The organism is Rhodococcus koreensis, from assembly GCF_900105905.1.
Lineage (GTDB): Bacteria > Actinomycetota > Actinomycetes > Mycobacteriales > Mycobacteriaceae > Rhodococcus_F > Rhodococcus_F koreensis.
This window is the reverse complement of record NZ_FNSV01000005.1, coordinates 3085298-3107385: the sequence shown is the minus strand read 5'-3', so window position 1 is coordinate 3107385 and position 22088 is coordinate 3085298. Positions and strand designations below refer to the sequence as shown.

Sequence of the window (22088 nt, the reverse complement as noted above, 5' to 3'; positions counted from 1 at the left end):
GGAAGTGCGGGAAGTTGTCGAGCCGGCGCTCTCAGCGGCTGCCGTACTCAACCTGGTTCAGGAGTGAGGAATCCGCGTTGCCGCTCCGGTCGACCTCGGGACGCGTGTTGTCCTGTGCGGCTGCGGTGATGCCGAGCGTCGCCACGGTGCCGAGAGCGACACCGACCACGGCGCTGACCACACCGGGCACAAGGAACTTCCCCATCAGACATCTCCCACCGTCGTGCCATCGACGCACACGGCTACTCCCGCGTACGAATTGCTCGGGTCAAGGTATCACCCGAGGGCCGCCGAACTGCTGATTGGTGCTCGGGGACCGCCGTTTCCGCAGTTCACGGGCTCTGCTGCACACCCAGCGCCCGGAGCAGCGTGCGCAGTTTGGTGGTCGTCTCGTCGAGCTCGGACTCCGGGTCGGACTCGGCGACGATGCCCCCGCCCGCGGTCGCGAGGGCCTCGAGCCCGTCGGCGGCGATCTCGGCGCAGCGGATGGCCACCACCCAGTCGCCGTCACCGTCGCCGTCGCACCATCCGACGGCACCGCCGTAGAACCGCCGATCGTCCTCGACGTCCCGGATGGTCGCCAGAGCCGCGTCGGTGGGGGTGCCGCACACCGCGGGCGTCGGGTGCAGCAGCACCGCCAGGCTCAGGGCGCTCGTCGACTGCTCGCGCAGCACGCCCTCGATGGGAGTCGCGAGATGCCACACCTCGTGCGTGCTCGTCAGCACCGGGGAAGCCGGGACCGTCAACTCCGTGCAGAGCGGCGCCAGGACGTCCCTGATCCACGCCGTCACGAACGCGTGCTCGGCCAGGTTCTTCGTCGACTCCAGCAGGCCCCGGCCTTCTTTCTCGTCGGCCTCCGGATCGGCGCGCCGCGGGGCGGTTCCGGCGAGAGGGCGGCAGGTGACGCGTCGGCCGCGCCTGCTGAGCAGGACTTCGGGGCTGGCCCCGACGAGGCTGCGGCCGCGGAAGCCGTCGCCGGCCGCGGACAGGTCGACGGCGAACCCGTTGGCGGTCGGATTCTGGTGGATCATCCGTGCGGCCAACGATTCTGCGGAGATGGGGGCGTCCGCGCGGAGGGTGACGCTGCGCGCGGCCACCACCTTGCCGAGGGCACCCTCGCGCAGTCGCTCGACGAGGGACCGGACGCGGGCCACGTGCTCGGTCGGTTCGGGGACCTGCCGAACGACGCGGACGGAGGGGAGTGCGGCGACGGTGCCGGGCCGCCACGGGCCGTCCGTGAACTCCCACGATTCCGGGGCGGTCAGCGCGGCGGGACGTTCGGGATCGAACGGCAGCGCCCCGACGATCAGCCCGGTGTCACCGTTCGTGAGGGCGGACGCGGCAGCGGCCGCGGTGTCGTACCCGTGCCGCACCCCGGATGTGCGCAGCGTCCGTTCGGCGCGGGAGAGAAGGAAGCCGTCCATGGTGCACCCGACAGTAGTCGGGCGTCCGGACTACTTCCCGGGAGGCACGATCAGCACCGGGCGGTGACTGTGCCGCAACACGTGGTCGGCGACGCTGCTCTGCAGCAGCGACCGCAGACCGGTGGTGCCCCGGGTGCCGGTGACGATGATGTCGACCGCCAGTTCGTCCGACGTCTCGACGATCGCCGTCCAGATCGTGCTGGTGCACTCGATGCACCGACCCTCGGTGGTGAGCCCGGCCGCCTCGGCGAGCAGGATGCCCTCCTCGTTGGTGACCTTGGCGTCGGAGAACGCGACGTCCTCGGTCTCCTCGTCGGGCACCCACTCGGGTTGCATCACCCCGGACAGTCCCGACATGCGCGCGGCCTGACGGACCATCGGCTCCCACACCGTCACCAGCACAGCGCGATTGGAGGCGAGAAAGCGTCCGGCGCACTCCACGGCGCGCTTCGCGTTGTCGGATCCGTCGTAGGCGATCAACATCAAACCACCGGGCACCACGACCTCCTGAGTACGGGTTTCCTCTGTGTCCAGATTAGCAAGACGGGCGGCAGCGGTCGTCGATTCGGGGCCTGCTGCGGGAGCATCGGCGGTCAACTGGGCTACCGTCGAACCCATGCGGATCAAGTATGCCCTCGCGCTCGCAGCCTGTACCGGCCTCGTCGCCGGATGTTCGTCGGGTGGTGGCGAGACGGTCGCGGAGTCGTCCTCGGCGACGCCCTCCCCGTCTTCCGTCGAGCCCGCGTCGCACACCGGCACCGCCGCGCCCGCCGCAGCGCCGGTGTCGTGCGAGACGCAGTTCCTGCAGTCGTTGCCGTTGCGGCGCAAGCTCGCTCAGCTGCTGAACGTGGGTGTGACCGGCACCGCGGATGCCGCCCAGGTGGTCCGGAACGAGCAGGTCGGTGGCATCTTCATCGGAAGCTGGACCGACGAGACCATGCTCGCGAATCGCGAGGTTCCCCAGGTGGCCTCGGCGTCGTCGCTGCCGCTGATGGTGACGATCGACGAGGAGGGTGGGCGGGTGTCGCGCGTCGAGAACCTGCTCGGCGCCGATCCCTCCGCCCGGCAGACCGCGGCCACGATGACGGAGGAGCAGACGTATCAGATGGCGCTCGAGCGCGGGCGCGGACTGAAGGACCTCGGGGTCACCGTCAATTTCGCGCCCGACGTCGACGTCAGCAGCCAGCCCGACGACAGCGTCATCGGCGACCGCTCCTACTCCGACGATCCCGCCGTCGTCACCCGCTACGCCGACGCCTACGCGCGCGGCATGCGGGACGCGGGAATCCTTCCGGTGATCAAGCATTTCCCCGGTCACGGATCCGCGTCCGGCGACTCCCACACCGGGGCTGTCACCACCCCACCGCTCGAGCAGTTGCAGACCAAGGACCTCGTCCCGTTCCGGAATCTGGTCTCCACCGGGGTCGGCGTCATGCTCGGCCACCTCGAGGTGCCCGGCCTGACGGCGCCCGGAATCCCCGCCAGCATCAGCCCCGACGCCGTGGCGCTGCTGCGCGGCGGCACCGGCTACGGCGCGCCGCCGTTCACCGGCCCGATCTTCACCGACGACCTCAGCGGCATGCAGGCGATCACCGACCGCTACGACATCACCGAGGCCGTCGAGACGGCACTGGAGTCCGGTGTCGACGTCGCGCTGTGGCTCACCACCGACGACGTCCCGCGGGTCCTCGACCACCTCGAAGGCGTCGTGGCCTCGGGCAAGCTGCCGCAGCAGCGGGTCGACGAGGCGGTGCTGACGGTCGCGCGGGCGAAGGGCGCTCTGGCCTGCTAGTGCGTGGTGTGGGGACGGGGTGCTGGTATTCTTCTCGTCCGCCGGTCGAGCCCGGGTTCTTACCGTAGAGTAAGATAGCGGGTTCGACGATGATGGAGGACGAATGGCCGGCGGCACCAAGCGACTGCCGCGCGCAGTGCGCGAGCAGCAGATGCTCGACGCTGCCGTCGACGTCTTCTCCGACAGGGGTTTTCACGAGACGTCGATGGACGCGATCGCGGCCAGGGCGGAAATCTCGAAGCCGATGCTGTACCTCTACTACGGCTCCAAGGACGAACTGTTCGCGGCCTGCATCCAGCGGGAGGGGCTGCGCTTCGTCGAGGCGCTCGCACCGGCCGGCGATCCCGGGCTGAGCCCGCGTGAACAGCTGCGCCGCGCGCTCGAGGGGTTCCTCGGGTTCGTGGGCAAACATCGCAAGTCGTGGATGGTGCTGTACCGCCAGGCGATGGGGCAGCAGGCGTTCGTGGGGTCGGTGCAGTCGAGCCGCGACCGGCTGATCGAACTCACCGCACACCTGCTCGAGTCCAGCACGAAGGATCCGGAGCCGGGCCAGGATTTCGAACTGATCGCCATCGCCCTGGTCGGGGCCGGTGAGGCCGTGGCCGACCGGGTCGCCGGCGGCGAGATCGAGGTCGACGCCGCCGCCGACCTGCTGGAGTCCCTGGCGTGGCGCGGCCTCGCGGGCAAGAAGAAGCCGGAGTGAACGGGACGCTCGTTCGATCAGATCGAACGGGCGTCCCGTTCGTCCCCGTCAGCGCAGCGTCGCGGTGAGGTGCGGGTACCCCTTCTTCGGGTGTTTGATCGACAGATCCCAGCCGTCGGCGGTCCGATCGGCGTACACGTTCAGCGTGGACGGCAGCAGGATCGGCTTGCCGAAGCGCACGCTGTAGGTGACGGCGTCCGGGATCCGGCCCTCCACCGAACCCAGGACCGCGGCCGCACTCCACATGCCGTGCGCGATGGTCTTCGGGAACCCGAAAGCCTTGGCGCCCAACGTCGACACGTGAATCGGATTCCGGTCGCCGGACACCGCCGCGTACTTGCCGATCGTCTTCTGATCGACCCGCAGCGTCCGCAGCGGGCGCGGCGGCTCCTCCTCGGCCTTCGGCTCGGGGCCGGGCTGACCGGACAGCGACGTCTTCTGCTGACGCAGGAACGTCGACGTCTGCTTCCACACCAACTCGCGTCCGACCCTGATCTCGCTGATCACGTCGATGAGCAGCCCCTTGCGGTGCTCACGCAGATTCTCCGCGTGCACCGACACGTCGAGGGGTTCGACCACCGAGATCGGGCGGAACTGCTCGATGACGTTCTCCGCGTGCACGGAACCGAGAGCGGGGAAGGGGAAACCCTCGGACACCATCAGCTTCATCACCACCGGGAACACCAAGGTGAACGGGTATGTGAGCGGCAGGGTGTCGCCGAAGCGAAGCCCCGTCACTCGGTCGTACGCCGCCAGGTTGTCGGGATCCACGCGCACGCCGTTCAGGACGAGCGTCGTGTCCGGGGCGCTGTTCCCGCTCGCACCGATGACCGGCAGCGCGCTGCGCACGGCGCGGGTGTAGATGTCGAGCGTGCCCGGCTTCTCCGTGAGTTGCACGACCTTGCCCGACATCAGGCCCCCAGCAGGCTCTGGCCGCAGACGCGGACGATCTGCCCGGTGACGGCGTTCGACGCGGGGCTCGCGAAGTACGCGACGGTCTCGGCGACGTCGACGGTCTCGCCGCCCTGCAGCAGCGAACTCATGCGGCGTCCGGCCTCGCGCGTCGCGAAGGGGATCGCCGCCGTCATCGCGGTCTCGATGAAGCCGGGGGCGACGGCGTTGATGGTGATCTTCTTCTTCGCGAGCACCGGCGCGGACGCCTGCACGAGTCCGATGACACCGGCCTTGGAGGTGCCGTAGTTGGTCTGGCCCCGGTTGCCCGCGATGCCGGCGATGGAGGAGACGTCGATCACGCGGCCGCCTTCCTTCAGTGCACCCTTGGCGACGAGGACGTCGGTGATGCGCTGCGGCGCAAGGAGGTTCACGCCGATCACCATGTTCCAGCGGCCCTCGTCCATGTTGGCGAGCGTCTTGTCGCGGGTGATGCCGGCGTTGTGGACGATGATGTCTGCGCCGCCGTGCCGTTCGAGGACGAACTCGGCGAGCTTGTCGGCGGCGTCGTCCGCGGTCACGTCCAGGGCGAGGGAGGTGCCGCCGACCTTGTTGGCGGTCTCGGACAGCGCCTCACCGGCGGCCGGGATGTCTGCGCAGATGACGTGCGCGCCGTCGCGGGAGAGGGCCTCGGCGATGGTCGCGCCGATGCCGCGGGCCGCACCGGTGACGACGGCGACCTTCCCGTCGAGCGGCTTGTCCCAGTCGGCGGGTGCGACGGAATCCTCGGACCCGACGCGGATGACCTGGCCGCTGACGAACGCGGACTTGGCCGACAGCAGGAAGCGCAGCGTGGATTCGAGACCCGACAGTCCGGTGGCGGCATTCGGCGAGACGTAGACGAGCTGAGCGGTGGCGCCGCGCTTGACCTCCTTGCCGACGCTGCGGGTGAAGCCCTCGAGCGCACGCTGGGCGATGTGCTCGTCGACGTCGGACGCCTCCTCGGGGGTGGTTCCGATGACGACGACGCGCGCGGACGGTGCGAGGTTGCGGATGACCGGCTGGAAGAACTCGAACAGCTGCTCGAGCTCGGTGACCGAGCCGATGCCTGTGGCGTCGAACACCAGGGCGCCGTACCGGTCGTCGCCCGCGCCCGCGGCGGGGTAGTCGGACAGGAGTTCGCGCAGCGGCTCGACGAGGCGGCCCTTGCCGCCGATCAGGACCGGGCCGGCGAGCGCCGGCTCGCCGTGCTTGTATCGCCGCAGGTTCTCGGGCCGCGGCAGTCCCGCCTTCGCCGCGATGAACGCGCCGGGTGCGGATGAGAGGAACTGGGAATAGAGGTCGGGAGCTCCCTTGCTGGCTGCCACGGTCCTACCTTCTGTCGTCGTTCGGCGGTCAGTCACCGAGCACCGAGTGGAGTGCGGTGTCGACAAGTAACTTACTCCTGAGTAAGAATAGTAGCCAACAGGTAATCGCACCAGATCCTTGGAGACGTCAGTGACCAGCAAAGCTCGCACCAACTCGAACTCCGCTGCGGCCCCGAAGCCGGGCGGAAAGCAGCAGCGTCCCGTCGCGATCGTCGGCGGAAACCGCATCCCGTTCGCCCGCTCCGACCGAAAGTACGCGCAGGCGTCCAACCAGGACATGTTCACCGCCACCCTCGACGGACTGGTGAGCCGCTTCAACCTCCAGGGCGAGAAGCTGGGCCTCGTCGCGGGCGGCGCCGTCCTCAAGCACAGCCGCGACTTCAACCTGATGCGCGAATGCGTCCTCGGCAGCGCCCTCAGCCCCTACACCCCGGCCTTCGACCTGCAGCAGGCCTGCGGCACCGGACTGCAGTCGATCGTCGCGGTCGGTGACGCCATCGCGGCCGGCCGCATCGACGCCGGTGTCGGCGGCGGCGTCGACACCACGTCGGACGCCCCGATCGGCGTCAACGACGACCTCCGCGAGTTCCTGCTGTCCCTGAACCGCGCGAAGAGCACCGGCGACCGCATCAAACTCCTCGGGAACGTCCGCCCGTCCATGCTCGGCATCGAGATCCCCCGCAACGGCGAACCCCGCACCGGCCTGTCCATGGGCGAGCACGCCGCCATCACCGCCAAGGAGTTCGGTGTCCGCCGCGAGGACCAGGACGCACTGGCCGCCGCCAGCCACCAGAACATGGCCGCCGCCTACGACCGCGGATTCTTCGACGACCTGGTCACCCCGTTCCTGGGCCTCACCCGCGACGACAACCTGCGTCCCGATTCCAGCGCCGAGAAGCTCGCCAAGCTGAAGCCGGTCTTCGGGGTGAAGGCGGGCGACGCCACCATGACGGCGGGCAACTCCACCCCGCTCACCGACGGTGCGTCCGCGGTCCTGCTCTCCACGGACGAATGGGCCGCCGAGCGCAAGCTTCCGGTCCTCGCGCACCTCGTCGACTCCGAGACCGCGGCCGTCGACTACATCCACGGCAAGGACGGGCTCCTCATGGCGCCCACGTACGCCATCCCGCGCCTGCTGGCCCGCAACGGCCTCACCCTGCAGGACTTCGACTTCTACGAGATCCACGAGGCGTTCGCGTCCGTCGTGCTCGCGACGCTGCAGGCATTCGAATCCGACGAGTACTGCAAGGAACGCCTGGGGCTCGACGGCGCACTCGGCTCCATCGACCGCAGCAAGCTCAACGTCAACGGCTCGTCGCTGGCGGCGGGCCACCCGTTCGCCGCGACCGGCGGGCGCATCGTCGCCTCGCTCGCCAAGATGCTCGCGGAGAAGGGTTCGGGCCGCGGCCTGATCTCCATCTGCGCCGCCGGCGGCCAGGGTGTGACGGCAATCATAGAGGCGTGAACCGACTGGCCTTTCCGGTAGCTGGGAGACCGGAAAGGCCAGCGTGTGCGCGGTGCGAGCGGGGATCCGGCAACGAGGGGTGGCCGGATCCCCGAAAACTTTTCCGACAGGTGTAACGCTGGAGATTAGCTGGCGATATCCCTGTCAGCCCCGTGTTGCTGCCTGACCCCCGACCTGGCAGCAGCGCGGGGCTCTTGCATTTCCGGCGGCCGGTAGGCTGACGTGGGGGTCTCGACCGGGCCTCGCTCGGATCGGATCGCGCTTGAAATGCAACGAGCACCGACGGCAAGCTGAGGCCCGCACGAAGGACGACTCGGTGAGAGGGCCACGGTGAACCACGAAGACGGCGACAAGGGGAGCACTGCACCCGAACGGTCGACGCCGGACCCTTCCGCGACGCCCGACAGCGTCGAACCCGAGAACGCGGCCGACGAGCCTGCTTCGGAAGCGGACGAGGCCCCGACAACGCAGCCGAGTGCCGACGAGGCCCCGACAACGCAGCCGAGTGCCGACGAGGCCCCGACAACGCAGCCGAGTGCCGACGAGGCCCCGACAACGCAGCCGAGTGCCGACGAGGCCCCGACAACGCAGTTGGACCTCGGTGACCTGGGGGAACGTTCCGAGGAGCAGGCCCCGTTGTGGGTGGAGCCGCCGGCGAACGAGGACGTCACGCAGGTGATTCCCGCGATTCCGCCGGGTCCCGTTCCCGGTCCGACGCAGGCGTACACGACGACGGCAGCCGAGGACCCGACCGTGGTTGCTCCGGCCGCCGCGGCTCCGGTCCCGCCGCAGCCGGAACCGGAACCTTCCGCGCCTGCCGAGCCGTCCACGGAATCGACAACCCCTGCTCCCTGGGTGAAGATCGCAGCGGTCACCGGGGGTGTGATCGCCCTGATCGGCATCGCCTACGCCGCGGACCTCGCGGTGTCCTCGGGAAACGTGCCGCGCGGGGTGACCGTGGCGGGCGTCGACGTGGGTGGCTCGACCCGCGAGGAGGCGGAGGCCACGTTGCAGGCGCAGGTCGGCCCGCGCGTCGGTCAGCCGCTGACGGTGCAGGCCGGCGACGTGTCGACGGAACTCGTTCCGTCCGCCGCCGGGCTCGGGGTCGACTGGGAAGCCACCCTCGACCGGGCCCATTCGCAGCCGCTCAACCCGTTCACCAGGGTGGCGTCGTTCTTCACCACCGACGAGATCGGGGTGGTGTCGACTCGCGACGAGGCGGCGCTGGCGTCCGCCGTCGACGGCCTTCGCAGTGAGACCGACCGCGCGTCCCGCGAGGGGACCGTCGTGTTCGAGGGCGCGACCCCCGTGCCGGTGGATCCGTCGACCGGGCAGAACCTGAACGGTGAGGGTGCCGAGGCGGCGTTGATCGAGAAGTGGGCGTTCGGCCGGACGGTGGATCTGCCCGTCGACGTCGTGCCCGTGTCGGTGACGCAGGAGGGTGTCCAGCGGGCGCTCAACGATGTTGCGGTGCCGGCGGCGTCCGCCGATCTGGTGGTCACCGGTCGTGAGGGCAAGGTCGCGACCGCGCCGCGTCAGCAGATCGGCGCCATCGTCGGATTCGAACCGGACGGCAACGGCGGGTTGAAACCGACGTACAACGTCGAGGCCGCGACCGGCATCCTCGCCCCGCAGCTCGTGTCGACGGAGATCGTTCCGAAGGACGCGAAGATCACGCTCGACGGGGGATCGCCGACTGTCGTCCCCGCCGTTGTCGGCGATCTGGTGCAGTGGCCCAAGACGTTGGAGACACTGCCCGAGGTGTTGCGCGGCAACGGTTCTCACACCACCGCTGCGGTGTACGGACCGATTCCGCCCGCCCTCACGACGGAGGCCGCGCAGGCGCTGGGTGTGAAGGAAGTGGTCGGCGAGTTCACGACCGGCGGTTTCTCGGCGGCGTCCGGGACGAACATCCGGCTCGCTGCCAGCGAGATCAACGGGGCACTGATCAAGCCGGGCGACACGTTCTCGCTCAACGGGTACACGGGTCCGCGCGGTACCGCTCAGGGCTATGTGGAGTCGGGCATCATCAACAACGGCCGCCCGGACACCGCCGTCGGCGGCGGTGTGAGCCAGGTGGCGACGACGCTCTACAACGCCGCGTATTTCGCCGGCATGGAGGACGTCGCGCACACCGAGCACTCGTACTACATCTCGCGGTACCCCGAGGCGCGGGAGGCCACCGTCTTCGAGGGCGCCATCGACCTGCAGTTCCGGAACACCGGAAAGACGGGTGTGATGATCCAGGCCATCGGCGGCGCCTCGGATCTGACCATCCGGTTCTGGGGTACCAAGTCGGTCGACGTCGAGTCGATCACCGGCAACCGCACCAAGCCGACGCAGCCCGACACGGTCACCCTGCCCGCCGGTGACCACTGCATCGCCTCCAGCGGCGCACCGGGGTTCACCGCCAGCGACACCCGGGTGATCTCCGATCACGCCACCGGCCAGGAGATCTCCCGGGACACCAGGACCGTCCGCTACGACCCCGTCCCGATCGTGAAGTGCGAGGAACCCGGCGCTCCCAAGCCTGACGAGCGCACCCCCGCCGCGGCGCCGGCCCCGTCCGCTCCGGCGGAGAGCCCGACCGCCACCCCGAAGCCGAAGCCGAACGACGGCGAATAGACGCACCACTTCTCGGTTTGCACACACCCTTTCGAGGAAGAAGAGCTGCGCGCGAACCGAGAAAGGGTGCGGCTACAGCGACCGCACCGTGAGCGGCTGGGCGGACGGCAGCGGCGCCTGGACAACCCATCCTCGCGGCGATTCGGCCCGGGCGATCGCGCGGCGGACCCGGTCCACCGCCTGTGAAGGCGACTCCAGGTCGTCCCAGGTCCACCGCACCACCTGGTATCCGAGGTCGCGCAGTGCATCTTCGCGTTGTTTCTCGGCGAATACTGCGTCGCCGGGTGATTGCCCCGGTTTCAGCAGCCGTCCGTACTTGACGCGTCCGTCGAACTCCCCGAGCACGATGCCGTCGAAGTGGAAGTCGACGCGCCCGACACGGCGCCCGCCGGGGTCGAACACCTCACCCTGCTGGGAGGGAACGGCGAGCCCGGCCCGCGCCAACATCACCCGGCTCCGCGATTCCCCGACACTTTCGCTGTGCCCGCTCACGAAGTGGACGACCCTGCGCGCCGCGTCGATTCCGTGCCGCCGCGCGGCGAGGGCGAGTTCTGCGTCCACCACTGCCACCCGGTCTCCGATCGGGGCGCAGTGCACCGTGATCCGTCGCTTGACCCGGCCGCCTCCCCGCCGGTTTCTGGTGACGTGAACGCGGTCGAGGGCCGTTCGCCACAGCGGCAGTCCGTACACGACGGCCGCGGACTGGTGGCTGAGTACCGCGTCGTCCGAGAGGGCGTGAAGTGTCGAATCGATCAGGAAGCGATGACGTTCCTCGTCGCCGAGCGCCGAGCACACCGCCGCGGAGAGGTACGCGCCGCGGCCGATGCGTTGCCACTCACCGCGCGTGTAGAGGCGTCGGATCTCGTCGTCGCTGTAGCCGCGGCCCAACGCCTCCTGGCGTCGCAGCATCGCCCCCGGGTCGTGTTCCATGGGAACGATTCTCGCCGGGGCGACGCCGCGAATCCGGCCCGGCGGACCGGGCTGTGGATGAACCGAGGATTGTGGACAACTCCCGCACTCCTTCTCTGCCCGCGCACTGGCTGTGGGGGCCGAGAAGGAGTGCCGGAGTCCACAAAGCCCTGTGAAGCCGATCAGAACGCTGCTTCGTCGAGCTCCATGATGTCGTTGTCGAGGTTGGCGACGATGCCGCGGGTGGCGGTCAGCTCGGGCAGCACGTTCTTCGCGAAGAAGGACGCGATGGCGACCTTGCCCTCGTAGAACGCCTTGTCCTTGTCGGAGGCACCTTCGTCGAGGGCCTTGATCGCGATCTCGGACTGGCGCAGGAGCTGCCAGCCGATGAGGAGGTCGCCGACGGACATCAGGAACCGGACGGAGCCGAGACCGACCTTGTACAGCTCGGACGGCTGCTCCTGTGCGCCCATGAGGTACCCGGTGAGGGTGGCGGCCATGGTCTGGACGTCCTCGAGGGCGGTGGCGAGCAGGGCGCGCTCGGCCTTGAGGCGACCGTTGCCGGCCTCGGTGTCGATGAACTTCTTGACCTCGCCTGCGACGTGGGCGAGTGCCACGCCGCGGTCGCGGGCGATCTTGCGGAAGAAGAAGTCCTGCGCCTGGATGGCGGTGGTGCCCTCGTACAGCGAGTCGATCTTGGCGTCGCGGATGTACTGCTCGATCGGGTAGTCCTGCAGGAAGCCGGAACCGCCGAAGGTCTGCAGGCTGTCCGTCAGGTACTGGTAGGCCCGCTCGGAGCCGACACCCTTGACGATCGGGAGCAGCAGGTCGTTGACGCGGAACGCGAGGTCCTTGTCGGCGCCGGACACCAGCTTGGCGGTGGCCTCGTCCTGGTGCGCCGCGGTGTACAGGTACACGGCGCGCAGGCCTTCGGCGTACGCCTTCTGCATGGCGAGGGCGCGACGGACGTCGGGGTGGTGCGTGATGGTGACGCGCGGGGCGGCCTTGTCCGTCATCTGCGTGAGGTCGGCGCCCTGGACGCGTTCCTTCGCGTAGTCGAGGGCGTTGAGGTAGCCGGTGGAGAGGGTGGCGATAGCCTTGGTGCCGACCATCATCCGGGCGTGCTCGATGACGTCGAACATCTGCGCGATGCCGTTGTGGACCTCGCCGACGAGCCAGCCCTGGGCGGGAATGCCGTGGCCGCCGAAGGTCACCTCGCACGTCGCGGAGACCTTCAGGCCCATCTTGTGCTCGACGTTGGTGACGAAGGCGCCGTTACGCTCGCCCAATTCGTTGGTCTCGAAGTTGAAGTGCGTCTTCGGGACGAAGAACAGCGACAGTCCCTTGGTGCCGGGGCCTGCGCCCTCGGGGCGGGCCAGGACGAGGTGGAAGATGTTCTCGAACAGGTCGTCGGAGTCGGCGGACGTGATGAACCGCTTGACGCCCTCGATGTGCCAGGAGCCGTCGTCCTGCTTGATGGCCTTGGTGCGGCCTGCGCCGACGTCGGAACCGGCATCGGGTTCGGTGAGGACCATGGTGGCACCCCAGCCGCGCTCGACGCAGGTGGCGGCCCACTTCTTCTGCTCGTCGGTGCCGTTGTGGAACAGCACGTCCGCGAACGCGGGTCCGGCCTGGTACATGTGCGCGGCCGGCTGGGCGCCGAGGATCAGCTCACCGATGGCCCACACGACGGACCGGGGGACGGGGACGCCGCCGATCTCTTCGGAGAGTCCCATGCGGTACCACTCGGCGTCCCACAGTGCGCGGAACGACTTCTTGAAGGATTCCGGCAGGGTGACGGTGTGATTCTCGGGGTCGAAGACCGGAGGGTTGCGGTCGGCGTCGGCGAAGGACTCGCCCAGCGGTCCCTCGGCGAGGCGGGCAACTTCACTGAGCATGTTGCGGACGGTGTCGGCGTCGAGGTCGCCCCACACGCCGTCACTCAGCGGCTGCTCGAGACCGAGTACCTCGAAGAGGTTGAACTCCAGGTCGCGGACGTTGCTCTTGTAATGGCCCATGTCTTCTGTCTCTCCCAGTGAGATGGTGCGGTCTATCTGTTAGTACCGCCCAAGTTATTACTCGTCGGTAACATCAGCGATATTACGCGCCATTTACCGGACTGCCAAGACTCGGGCGGCGTGCGACGAGGAGTGCGTCGATCGCCGTTCCCGCGTCCGTCTCGCGGAATCGCCGTTCGGCGACGTCCACGTTCAGGCGACCGTCGAGCATGGTCACCAAATCGTCTGGTGTGTAGAGGATTTCGATGTCCTGTGGACCCCCGACTCCCTGCGACAAGTTAACGGCGTCATGCCCCAAAATCATGAGGATTCCGTCAGGTTTCAGCGCGGATATGGCGCGGTTCACAACCTCCAGACGCTCCTCGGGAGCGAGATGGAGGTAGATCATGAGCACCAGGTCGTACTCGCCGCCGAGGTCCGAACCGGTGACGTCGGCGACGCGGTACTCGAGCCGTTCCCGGACCGAGCGGGGCGCCTCGGCGGCCACCCGGCGGGCCTTGTCGAGGGCGACGGCCGAGTAGTCGAGCCCCGTCACCTCCCAGCCGCGGGTGGCGAGCCAGTGCGCGTTGCGGCCCTCCCCGCACGCGAGGTCGAGTGCGCGACCGCGGGGGAGCGCGGTGACCTGCTCGACCACGACGGCGTTGGGTGGCGCGCCCCACACCAGTTCGCTCTGTGAATACCGTTCGTCCCAGGCAGCTGCATCCATGCCCCGACGCTAGTACGACCGCTACGGAGTGAGCGTGGTGCGCATCAGGAGAACGTTGTAGTTGTTGTGCACCGTCGTGAGGAAGTAGAGGTCGCGTCCCGACGACCACGGGTGGATGTAGGCGCCGTACGCGGTGGGCAGTTCCCGGGTGTCGACGAGTACCTCGGGTGGGCCCCACGGTCCGGTCACCGACGGTGCGCGGCGCATGACCACCGAGTTGAACTGATCGGTGGTCAGCATGAGGTACTGCCCGAGGTATTCGTTGTACGCGACGGACAATTCGCCGACGCCGCCCGGCATGATCGGCTTGGCGACGTCGGGGTTGCCCTTGATCCACTTGGCGCCGTCGAAGTACTCGTACGCGCCGAGGTCCATGATCTGGGGTTCCGGGACGCGGGCGATGTGGACGAGTCCGCCGCGCCCGGCGGGTGTGCCGTACTGGTAGACGAAGCCGTCGGCCTTGACGAACGCGCTCATCTGGAAGTTGGCGTTGCCCCCGACGTTCGGGCGCTGCGTCTCGGGGGCGACGGTCCAGTTCTCGCCGTTGTCCTGCGAGTAGACGAGGCCGGAGTAGTTGGTGTCCCACGTGCCCGCCGGACCCCAGTTCTTCACCGACATCATGCTCAGCACCTGGGTGTTGCCGACGGCGACGCCCGCGGTGGGGATGCGGCTGATCTCGACGAACGGGATCTTCGGGCTGGGGACGAGCTCCTTGGACTGGCCGAAGATGTCGCGGGGTGAGCTGTCGAAGTTCATCCCGTCGGACAGGATGCCGTCCGAGCTGCGGAAGAGTGTGCTGCTGCGCCAGGCCCACAGGCTGCCCGACAGCAGGTTGGGCAGTCCGAGTCCGGCGGAGTCGCCGAACGCCGTGAGGACCTGGCCCTGGCCGTTGTCCCACATGACGCCGAGGTCGGTGCCGAGGACGTTGGCGTCCTGGGTGCGGTTGGGACTGAGCATGCCGGTCTGTTGGGCGACCGCCTGGGTGCGTCCGGTGAGGTGGGGAATCCCGTTGGTGCCGTTGAGTCCGGGGATCGGATTGATGGCGTTGGGGTTCGCGGCGGCCGGGCCCGCGAATGCGATCAACGTCACGGCCGCGCCGACGAGCGAGGCTGCTGCAAGAGCTCTGGTTCGCTTCACGAAGGTCACTCCATCTCTAGCAGCAGGCGGCACTGCGTGGCCTGAAGAGACCACTCCCCCTACCGGTGATCAACTGCTGGAAATCGCGAGAAGTCTAACAAGTCTGTTCTTCCGAAAGTGTCGATTTGACCGCCCTGTTCGTTTCATCCGTGCCCCTGCAGATCCGATGTTACCCGCGAGTAACAGGAACCGGTGCTACCCGCGGGGCGGCTGCCGACGTAACGTGTGCTGGCGACAAGTCCACACTGCGCGTAACCACGCGGGACCTGATGAGGAGATCGATCGATGGGAAAGCAGATTGCCACCGTGGCTGGAGGTCGGCAGTCCGCCCTTCTCGGGCTCGGCGTGTACCGGCCCGAACGGGTCGTCACCAACGACGAGATCTGTGAACTGATCGACTCGAACGACGAGTGGATCCAGTCGCGCTCGGGCATCCGCAACCGGCGGTTCGCGGCGGAGGACGAGAACGTCGTCACGATGTCCATCGAGGCGGGGCGCAAGGCGATCGAGGCGAGCGGGATCGACCCCGAGCAGATCGGGTGCGTCATCGTCGCCACGTCGACGTACCTGCTGCTGACACCGCCTGCTGCCGCGCTGGTGGCCGACGCCCTCGGCACCAACGGGCCGGGAGCGTTCGACCTGGGCGGTGGATGTGCGGGCTTCTGCACGGCGCTGACCGTGGCGTCCGACCTGGTTCGCGGCGGATCCGTCGACTACGCCCTCGTGGTGGGTGTCGAGAAGATGAGCATCACCACCGACCCGACCGACCGCTCGACGCGCTTCATCTTCGGTGACGGCGCCGGGGCCGTAGTCGTCGGCAAGAGCGACGTCGCAGGCATCGGACCGGTGGAGTGGGGTTCGGACGGCTCCCAGGCCGACGCCATCGTGCAGGACCTGGACTGGTACGAATACATCACGACACCGGGTGCCACGCGTCCGTACATCAAGATGGCCGGTACCGCCGTGTTCCGCTGGGCCGCCTTCGAGATGGGCAAGGTCGCGCTGCGGGCGGTCGAGAAGGCCGGCATGTCGGTCGACGATCTCGACGCGTTCGTCCCGCACCAGGCCAACTCGCGGATCACCGAGGTGATCGCGCGCAGCATGAAGCTTCCCGAGGGCGTGCCCGTGTCCGACGACATCGCCGAGAGCGGCAACACGTCGGCGGCATCGGTGCCGCTCGCCATGGAGGAGATGCTGCAGTCCGGAGCCACCAAGCCCGGCGACACCGCCCTGCTGCTCGCCTTCGGCGCCGGGCTGTCCTACGCGGCCCAGGTCGTGACGATGCCGGTACTCGCGAAGAACTGACCCGGTCCCGTCAGGGGCAGGAAAGCAGGGATCGATGGGTGTCACCCGGCAGTCGGTCGCCGTCGCGGTGCTGATGTCCTCCGCCGTGGCCCTCGCGGGCTGCGGCGGCGGGAGCACCGGTGGGGCCGGCACCTCGACGGTGTCCGGCTCTGCGGTGGAACTGAACTCGGGCGGTGACTGCGCGGGCCGCGACGTGATCGTCAACCGGGACGGTGCCGGGGTCGTCCTCGAGGGCGAGTGCGGCACCGTCACCATCGAGGCCAACGGTGTCTCGGCGACCGTCGCCACGTCGAACGCGGTCGTCGTGCGCGGTCAGGACACCAGCGTCGTCGGCGGGCAGACCGGAACGCTCACCATCTCGGGGCGCAGCAACAGTTCCACCATCGACGTCGTCGAATCGATCGAACTTCAGGGCAACGCCGTGACCGTGCTCGGCAAGCAGGCGGAGCGGATCTCGGTCACCGGAAGCGGGAACTCCCTGAACGTCGACGACGCCGGTGCGATGACGGTGAGTGGCAACGACAACTTCGTGCGCGCGGTGTCCCTCGACTCCCTCGAAGTGACCGGTTTCAACAACTCCGTCGACTGGGACTCCGGTGCGACCGCCCCGGCGGTCGACAGCGGCTCCGAGAACCGGCTCACGCCGCCCGGAGCGTGATCACCGCGCGCCGCACCCGGTGAGCACCGCGGCCATCGCATCGCGTTCGGGCGGCGTCACCCAGAGTCGGTACGCCACTTTCACTTCCACCTGCCGTGCCACGTAGGTGCAGCGGTACGCCGCCAGCGGGGGCAGCCACGTCGACGCGTCGGCATCGCTCTTGCGCTGATTGGTGGGTCCGTCCACCGCCTGCAGATTGCGGGGATCGTTCGCGAGGTCGGCCCGCGTCTGCGCGTCGAGGAGCTGAGCGCCCTTCTGCCACGCGTCCGACAGCGCCACCACGTGATCGATCTGCACGGCGTCCGACGTCTTCGTGCCGCGGGTGAACGCAATGATGTTGCCCGTGTAGAGATCCCGCAACGTACCCGCCTGCACCACGCAGTCGCGGGTGCGGTCCCGCGACGTGATGTCGACGAGGTCGCGGCGCAGGATGTCGTTGCGGGTGTCGCAGCCGTTGCGTCCGAGCGCGACCGACACGTTGTCGGTCCAGCTGGGGCCGAACAGCTCCCGGTCGTACCCCGTCTTCGGTGCCCTGCCCTTCACCTCGAGGGTGGACAGCTGGGTGAAGGCCACCTGGATCTGTTGTGCGTCAGTGGCTTCCGTCGGCGCGGCCGGTCCGGTTCCGGAGGCGAGGGTGTCGTCGGGATCCGGTGAGAGCATCGTGACGAGCACGACGACGAGCAGGCCGGCGAGGATCCAGGGCCACTTGGTTCTGATGGTTGTGATGATGGAGCCGGTGTTCGGTACCGCAGAGCGGGGCATGAATCTCTCCTGAAATCAACGCTGTTCGTCATTTCTATCAGGAGTGACCCGGCAAACCGGTGAACGACCCGGGTTTACGTGGCGGCGCCCAGCAGCAGCGGAATCAGCAACTCGTCGTCGGTGAGCGCGCCGTGCTGCCCGGGCAGGGCGGACAGCCGCGACTCCGCCTTGCGCCGGACCACCGCGACACCGCCCTGCGCGATGGCGACGACGTCTCCGATGCGGCCCTGCACTTCGGACCGCACGGCGGGACCGAACAGTCCCGCGGTGACGGCCTCGTCTCTGGTGCCGATCCACATGCGGTGTCCCAGTTCGCCCCTCCACCGGGCGGCGACGTCGTGCGCGGCTCCGGCTCGCGCGTGGACGTGCCTGCACCGCGGTTCGCCTGCGAGCGCCACCACGCCGTCGGAGAGCGCGGGTGTGTCGTCGAAGTCGATTTTGTCGGCGTCGTCGACGGTGACCATGCCGTGGTCGGCGGTGACGTGGAGGGCGGCGCCCGGTTGCGCGATCGCGAGTTCCGCAGCGAGTCTCTCGACGAGCCGGTCGACGAGGTCGAGTTGGTGCAGCCACGGTGCGGATCCCGGACCGTAGATGTGCCCGAGGGTGTCGATTTCGCTGAGATAGCAGTAGGTGAGCGTCCGTTCGCCGGATCGGGCCGCGGTGACGACGTGTGCGATCAGGTCACCGTACGCGTGTATTCCGGCGAACTTCCCGCCGCGGAGGACGGCACGGGTGAGCCCGGACCCGTCGAACTTCGCCGGAACCACGGTGGTGCACGCGATACCGGCTGCCGCGGCACGCTCGAACACGGTCGGTGCGGGCTGCAGGACCTCGGGGACCAGCCGGGTGAGTTCGTCGCCCTTGTGGCCTGCGCGCCACGACAACCAGTTGATCGTGCCGCGGACCTCACGAACGTATGACTGGTAGCCCGTGATGCCGTGACCGCCGGACGGCAGTCCCGTGCCGAACGACGCGATGCTGGTGGCGGTCGTGGTGGGGAACCCCGCCCGGATCGGCCGTCCGGTCAGGCTGTCGAGAAACGGGGCGCGCTCGCGGTGACGACGCAGCAGGCTCCAGCCGAGGCCGTCGATCAGTATCACGACGGTGTGCCTGCTGTCCGGTAGGTGCAGCCGGTTCGGCTCGCCGGCGACACCCAGCGAAGCGAGGACGGACGGCATGAGGTTGGACAGCGTGGGCTGTGAATACACGTCGAGCGGGGGCGCCGTAACGGTCATGACTCCCACTATGGTGGATCGGTCGAGGCTGCACTACGGAGTCGGCTCAGTACAGGTCCACCGGCTGGCCGTCGGAGGGGAACGGCAGCGAGGTGTAGTTGAGCGGGGCGACGTAGCCGGGGCTCACCTGCCAGTCGAATCGCTGCAGCAGGTGGTGCATGACCGTCTTGATCTCGGCGCCCGCGAAGTGCATCCCCAGGCATTTGTGCACGCCGCCGCCGAACGGCTCCCACGCGAACCGGTGAACCCTGTCCTCGCGGCGTTCGGGTGCGAACCGCTCGGGGTCGAACCTCTCCGGGTCGGGCCAGTACTCGGGCATGTGGTGGGTGAAGTGCACAACCACCGACATGTACGTGCCCTTCGGGATGTAGTGGCCGAGCACCTCGGTGTCCCGGACCGCTCGCCGCGCGACCACCGGGACCGGTGGAACGAGGCGCATGCATTCCTTCATGACGAGGTCGAGGTCGGTCAGTTCTTCGAGTTCGGCGTAGCCCGGGGTGGACGTGCCGAGCGCCGCGGACTGCCGCCTGCAGCGTTCCTGCCATTCGGGATGCTGGCCGAGGTACTGCATCATCGTCGACAGCGTGATGGTGGACGTGTCGTGCGCCGCCATCAGCAGGAAGATCATGTGGTTGATGACGTCGTCGTCGCTGAACCGTTGTCCGTCTTCGGATTCGATGTGGCACAGGGCGGAGAACAGATCTTCGCCCGCACCTGCGCGACGGGCCGGCAGGTACCGGCGGAAGAACTCCTCGAGTCGGCGGCGTCCGTCGATGCCACGCTTCCACCGCGTTCCGGGCAGCGGGTACCGCACCACCGACGTGGCGGCCTGCACGCAGTCGATGAAGGCCTTGTTGACCTCGGCCATCTCCCGTGGCGTCGACCCCTCGGCGCCGCCCATGAAGATGCTCGTGGCGAGATCGAGCGTCAGTTCCTTCAGCGCCGGGTACACGGCGAAACCCGGGGTGGGCCGCCAGGTGTCGAGCCCCTTCTCGACGGCCGGATGCAGTGCCTCGGTGTAGCGCGACAGTCGGTCCCGGGTGAAGGCCTGCTGCATGATTCGCCGGTGGACGAGGTGTTCGTCGCCGTCGAGGAGCATGAGCCCCCGGTGGAAGAACGGTCCGATCAGCACGCTCCACCCGTCGCTGTTGACGAAGGCGCGGTCCTTGTTCTGCAGCACGGCCTGGCAGCCGTCGGGGCCGAGCACGGTGACCCATCTCTTGCCGGCCATGCTCAGCCAGGACACGGGGCCGAAGCGGTCCCAGCGGCTCTGGAGCAGTCCCATCGGGTCGCGGAAGTACTCCAGGGAGTGTCCGATGACGGGGAATCCGGCATTCCCCGAGATGGGGCTGAGCGTGCTTTCCTGCGGCGGAGCAGCGAGAACTTTGGGCACGGGCACTCCCTCGTCGGGTATGTGACAGGACGCCATGTCAGATTTCTGTAGTGTGCGTCACCCCAGGTGGTCTGTCAACATCGAGTCATGAGCCAGCCGGCGCGGCAGTACCGCGGGAGAAGTTCGGAGGAGCGCGCGGCCGAACGCCGTGCGCGACTTCTCGAAGCGGGGCTGCAGGTCTTCGGGACCGTCGGCGGCGACAAGGCGACCATGACCGCCATCTGCGCCGAGGCGAAACTGACGGAACGCTATTTCTACGAGAGCTTCCGCGGCCGGGACGACCTGCTGGTGCAGGTGATCGAGGGGATCGCCGCGGAGATCGGCGAGGCTGCGAGGGTCACGCTCCGGACCGTGACGGGCGACCCGGAGGTGCGGGTGCGGGCGGCGATCGCGGCGTTCGTCGACATCCTGACGGCAGACCCGCGGAAGGGGCGGGTGTCGATCATCGAATCGGCGGGCGCCGAACCGCTGCGGACGCGAAGACGTGAACTGCTGCGGGCGTTCGCGCTGCTGGTGGCGGAGCAGGCGAGGGAACTCTACGGCGACCGGGCGTGGTCGTCGCCGCAGGACGAGATCACCGCGCTGCTGTTCGTGGGCGGGCTCGCCGAACTCATGACGGCGTGGCTGAACGGTGAGATCGAGGTGTCTCCCGAGCAGATCGTCGACGCCGCGACCTACCAGTTCACGTCCACCGCACACCGCTGAGCGGGTCCCGGCCGGAAACGTGACGACCGTCACGTGCGAAGCTGTGGGCATGGTGGATATCGCACGCCCGCAGTTGGAGGGCACGGTCGCGGTAGGCGAGGGGCGTCGGCTCGGCTTCGCGGAGTTCGGTTCGGCACAGGGCAGGGCGGTGTTCTGGTTGCACGGCACACCCGGCGCGCGGCGTCAGGTGCCGATGGAGGCCCGGGCGTTCGCCGAACGCGAGCACGTCCGGCTGATCGGGATCGACCGGCCGGGGGTCGGGTCGTCGACCCCGCACCGCTATGGCGCGGTCATCGACTTCGCGGAGGACCTGCGCACGGTCGCCGACACGCTCGGCATCGACCAGATGGCCGTGATCGGCCTGTCCGGCGGCGGTCCCTACACACTCGCCGCGGCGTACGCGATGCCCGACCGCGTGGTCGCGACCGGCATCCTCGGGGGTGTCGCGCCGACGAAGGGTCCCGACGCGATCCGCAGCGGGTTGATGGATCTCGCGGTGCTGGCCGCTCCGGTGCTGTCGGCGGGCGGCGTCCCGGTCGGGCTGGCGGCGAGTTCGGTCATCAGGCTGGCGAGGCCGTTCGCGTCGCCGATCATCGACCTGTACGGGCGGATGTCCCCGGAAGGCGATCGCCGTCTCCTCGCGCGGCCGGAGTTCAAGGCGATGTTCCTCGACGATCTGCTCAACGGCGGCAGCAAGCAACTCAGTGCCCCGTTCGCCGACCTCGTCCTGTTCGCGCGGGACTGGGGATTCCGGGTGAACGCGGTGAAGACCCCGGTGCGGTGGTGGCACGGCGACTGCGACCACATCATCCCGCTCCGGCACGGGCAGCACATGGTGTCGCTGCTGCCCGACGCCGAGTTCCACACGATGCACGGGGAAAGCCATCTCGGCGGCCTGGGCATGTCGGAGGAAATTCTCCGCTCGCTCCTCGACATCTGGGACGCCAAGGAGGCGCAGGCGCCGTTCGGCCCGGTGTGACGGTGGCGCGGCCC

20 protein-coding genes are annotated in these 22088 nt (G+C 68.6%); 8 read left to right on the top strand and 12 right to left on the bottom strand.

Going from position 1 to position 22088, the window contains the following annotated elements; all coding sequences use genetic code 11:
* Positions 1-31: 31 nt before the first annotated feature.
* The 3 genes from BLV94_RS18900 to BLV94_RS18890 form a co-directional block, all read right to left on the bottom strand.
* Positions 32-205 (bottom strand): DUF2613 domain-containing protein, encoded by a 174-nt coding sequence (locus BLV94_RS18900; protein WP_072947516.1) that lies wholly within the window; start codon positions 203-205, stop codon positions 32-34.
* A 127-nt stretch (positions 206-332) separates the two neighbouring features.
* Positions 333-1424, bottom strand: coding sequence for an isochorismate synthase (locus tag BLV94_RS18895; protein WP_072947515.1), 1092 nt, complete (start codon positions 1422-1424; stop codon positions 333-335).
* 30 nt (positions 1425-1454) lie between these two features.
* Positions 1455-1922, bottom strand: coding sequence for a universal stress protein (locus BLV94_RS18890; RefSeq protein WP_072947517.1), 468 nt, complete (start codon positions 1920-1922; stop codon positions 1455-1457).
* Between the two features lie 118 nt (positions 1923-2040).
* On the opposite strand from BLV94_RS18890, the gene BLV94_RS18885 reads away from it, so the two are divergent.
* Positions 2041-3216: a glycoside hydrolase family 3 N-terminal domain-containing protein gene (locus BLV94_RS18885; protein ID WP_072947514.1), complete on the top strand. Its 1176-nt coding sequence runs from the start codon at positions 2041-2043 to the stop codon at positions 3214-3216.
* Between the two features lie 103 nt (positions 3217-3319).
* Positions 3320-3919, top strand: a complete 600-nt coding sequence (locus BLV94_RS18880; protein WP_072947513.1) for a TetR/AcrR family transcriptional regulator — start codon at positions 3320-3322, stop codon at positions 3917-3919.
* Between the two features lie 48 nt (positions 3920-3967).
* Here the strand turns inward: BLV94_RS18880 and BLV94_RS18875 are convergent, their stop codons facing one another.
* Together BLV94_RS18875 and BLV94_RS18870 are read right to left on the bottom strand one after the other, a co-directional pair.
* The gene (locus BLV94_RS18875; RefSeq protein WP_072947512.1) at positions 3968-4831 is read right to left on the bottom strand and encodes a MaoC/PaaZ C-terminal domain-containing protein; all 864 of its coding nucleotides are present in this window, start codon (positions 4829-4831) and stop codon (positions 3968-3970) included.
* Positions 4831-6177 carry a 3-oxoacyl-ACP reductase gene (locus BLV94_RS18870; protein ID WP_072947511.1) on the bottom strand — a complete coding sequence of 449 codons (1347 nt, stop codon included), beginning with the start codon at positions 6175-6177 and terminating at the stop codon, positions 4831-4833. The genes BLV94_RS18875 and BLV94_RS18870 overlap by 1 nt, the downstream gene beginning before the upstream one ends.
* A gap of 130 nt (positions 6178-6307) precedes the next feature.
* On the opposite strand from BLV94_RS18870, the gene BLV94_RS18865 reads away from it, so the two are divergent.
* The gene (locus tag BLV94_RS18865; protein ID WP_072947510.1) at positions 6308-7642 is read left to right on the top strand and encodes an acetyl-CoA C-acetyltransferase; all 1335 of its coding nucleotides are present in this window, start codon (positions 6308-6310) and stop codon (positions 7640-7642) included.
* Between the two features lie 330 nt (positions 7643-7972).
* The gene (locus tag BLV94_RS18860; RefSeq protein ID WP_074933766.1) at positions 7973-10267 is read left to right on the top strand and encodes a VanW family protein; all 2295 of its coding nucleotides are present in this window, start codon (positions 7973-7975) and stop codon (positions 10265-10267) included.
* 72 nt (positions 10268-10339) lie between these two features.
* On the opposite strand, the gene BLV94_RS18855 is transcribed toward BLV94_RS18860, so the two are convergent.
* The 4 genes from BLV94_RS18855 to BLV94_RS18840 all read right to left on the bottom strand — a co-directional run bounded on the left by BLV94_RS18855 (position 10340) and on the right by BLV94_RS18840 (position 15037).
* Entirely contained in the window at positions 10340-11197 is an 858-nt protein-coding gene (locus BLV94_RS18855) for a hypothetical protein (RefSeq protein WP_072947508.1), read from the bottom strand.
* A 161-nt stretch (positions 11198-11358) separates the two neighbouring features.
* A complete protein-coding gene (locus BLV94_RS18850) occupies positions 11359-13194 on the bottom strand; it encodes an acyl-CoA dehydrogenase (RefSeq protein ID WP_072947507.1) in 1836 nt (611 codons plus the stop codon).
* Between the two features lie 82 nt (positions 13195-13276).
* Positions 13277-13900, bottom strand: a complete 624-nt coding sequence (locus tag BLV94_RS18845) for a class I SAM-dependent methyltransferase (protein ID WP_072947506.1) — start codon at positions 13898-13900, stop codon at positions 13277-13279.
* Between the two features lie 21 nt (positions 13901-13921).
* Positions 13922-15037 carry a DUF4185 domain-containing protein gene (locus BLV94_RS18840; RefSeq protein ID WP_072947505.1) on the bottom strand — a complete coding sequence of 372 codons (1116 nt, stop codon included), beginning with the start codon at positions 15035-15037 and terminating at the stop codon, positions 13922-13924.
* Between the two features lie 285 nt (positions 15038-15322).
* On the opposite strand from BLV94_RS18840, the gene BLV94_RS18835 reads away from it, so the two are divergent.
* Complete coding sequence (locus tag BLV94_RS18835; protein WP_072947504.1) at positions 15323-16342, top strand: beta-ketoacyl-ACP synthase III; 1020 nt, start codon at positions 15323-15325, stop codon at positions 16340-16342.
* A gap of 34 nt (positions 16343-16376) precedes the next feature.
* Positions 16377-17000 carry a DUF3060 domain-containing protein gene (locus BLV94_RS18830; protein WP_072947503.1) on the top strand — a complete coding sequence of 208 codons (624 nt, stop codon included), beginning with the start codon at positions 16377-16379 and terminating at the stop codon, positions 16998-17000.
* Here the strand turns inward: BLV94_RS18830 and BLV94_RS18825 are convergent, their stop codons facing one another.
* From BLV94_RS18825 to BLV94_RS18815, 3 genes are all read right to left on the bottom strand, one after another.
* Positions 17001-17762, bottom strand: a complete 762-nt coding sequence (locus tag BLV94_RS18825) for an HNH endonuclease family protein (RefSeq protein ID WP_072947502.1) — start codon at positions 17760-17762, stop codon at positions 17001-17003.
* A gap of 74 nt (positions 17763-17836) precedes the next feature.
* A complete protein-coding gene (locus tag BLV94_RS18820) occupies positions 17837-18997 on the bottom strand; it encodes an alkaline phosphatase family protein (RefSeq protein WP_072947501.1) in 1161 nt (386 codons plus the stop codon).
* 46 nt (positions 18998-19043) lie between these two features.
* Positions 19044-20390, bottom strand: a complete 1347-nt coding sequence (locus tag BLV94_RS18815; RefSeq protein ID WP_072947500.1) for a cytochrome P450 — start codon at positions 20388-20390, stop codon at positions 19044-19046.
* An 87-nt stretch (positions 20391-20477) separates the two neighbouring features.
* Here BLV94_RS18815 and BLV94_RS18810 point away from each other — a divergent pair, with 87 nt between their 5' ends.
* On the top strand, positions 20478-21095 hold the full coding sequence (locus tag BLV94_RS18810; RefSeq protein WP_072947499.1) for a TetR/AcrR family transcriptional regulator: 618 nt from the start codon (positions 20478-20480) through the stop codon (positions 21093-21095).
* A gap of 49 nt (positions 21096-21144) precedes the next feature.
* Positions 21145-22074 carry an alpha/beta fold hydrolase gene (locus tag BLV94_RS18805; RefSeq protein WP_072947498.1) on the top strand — a complete coding sequence of 310 codons (930 nt, stop codon included), beginning with the start codon at positions 21145-21147 and terminating at the stop codon, positions 22072-22074.
* Positions 22075-22088 lie beyond the last annotated feature (14 nt).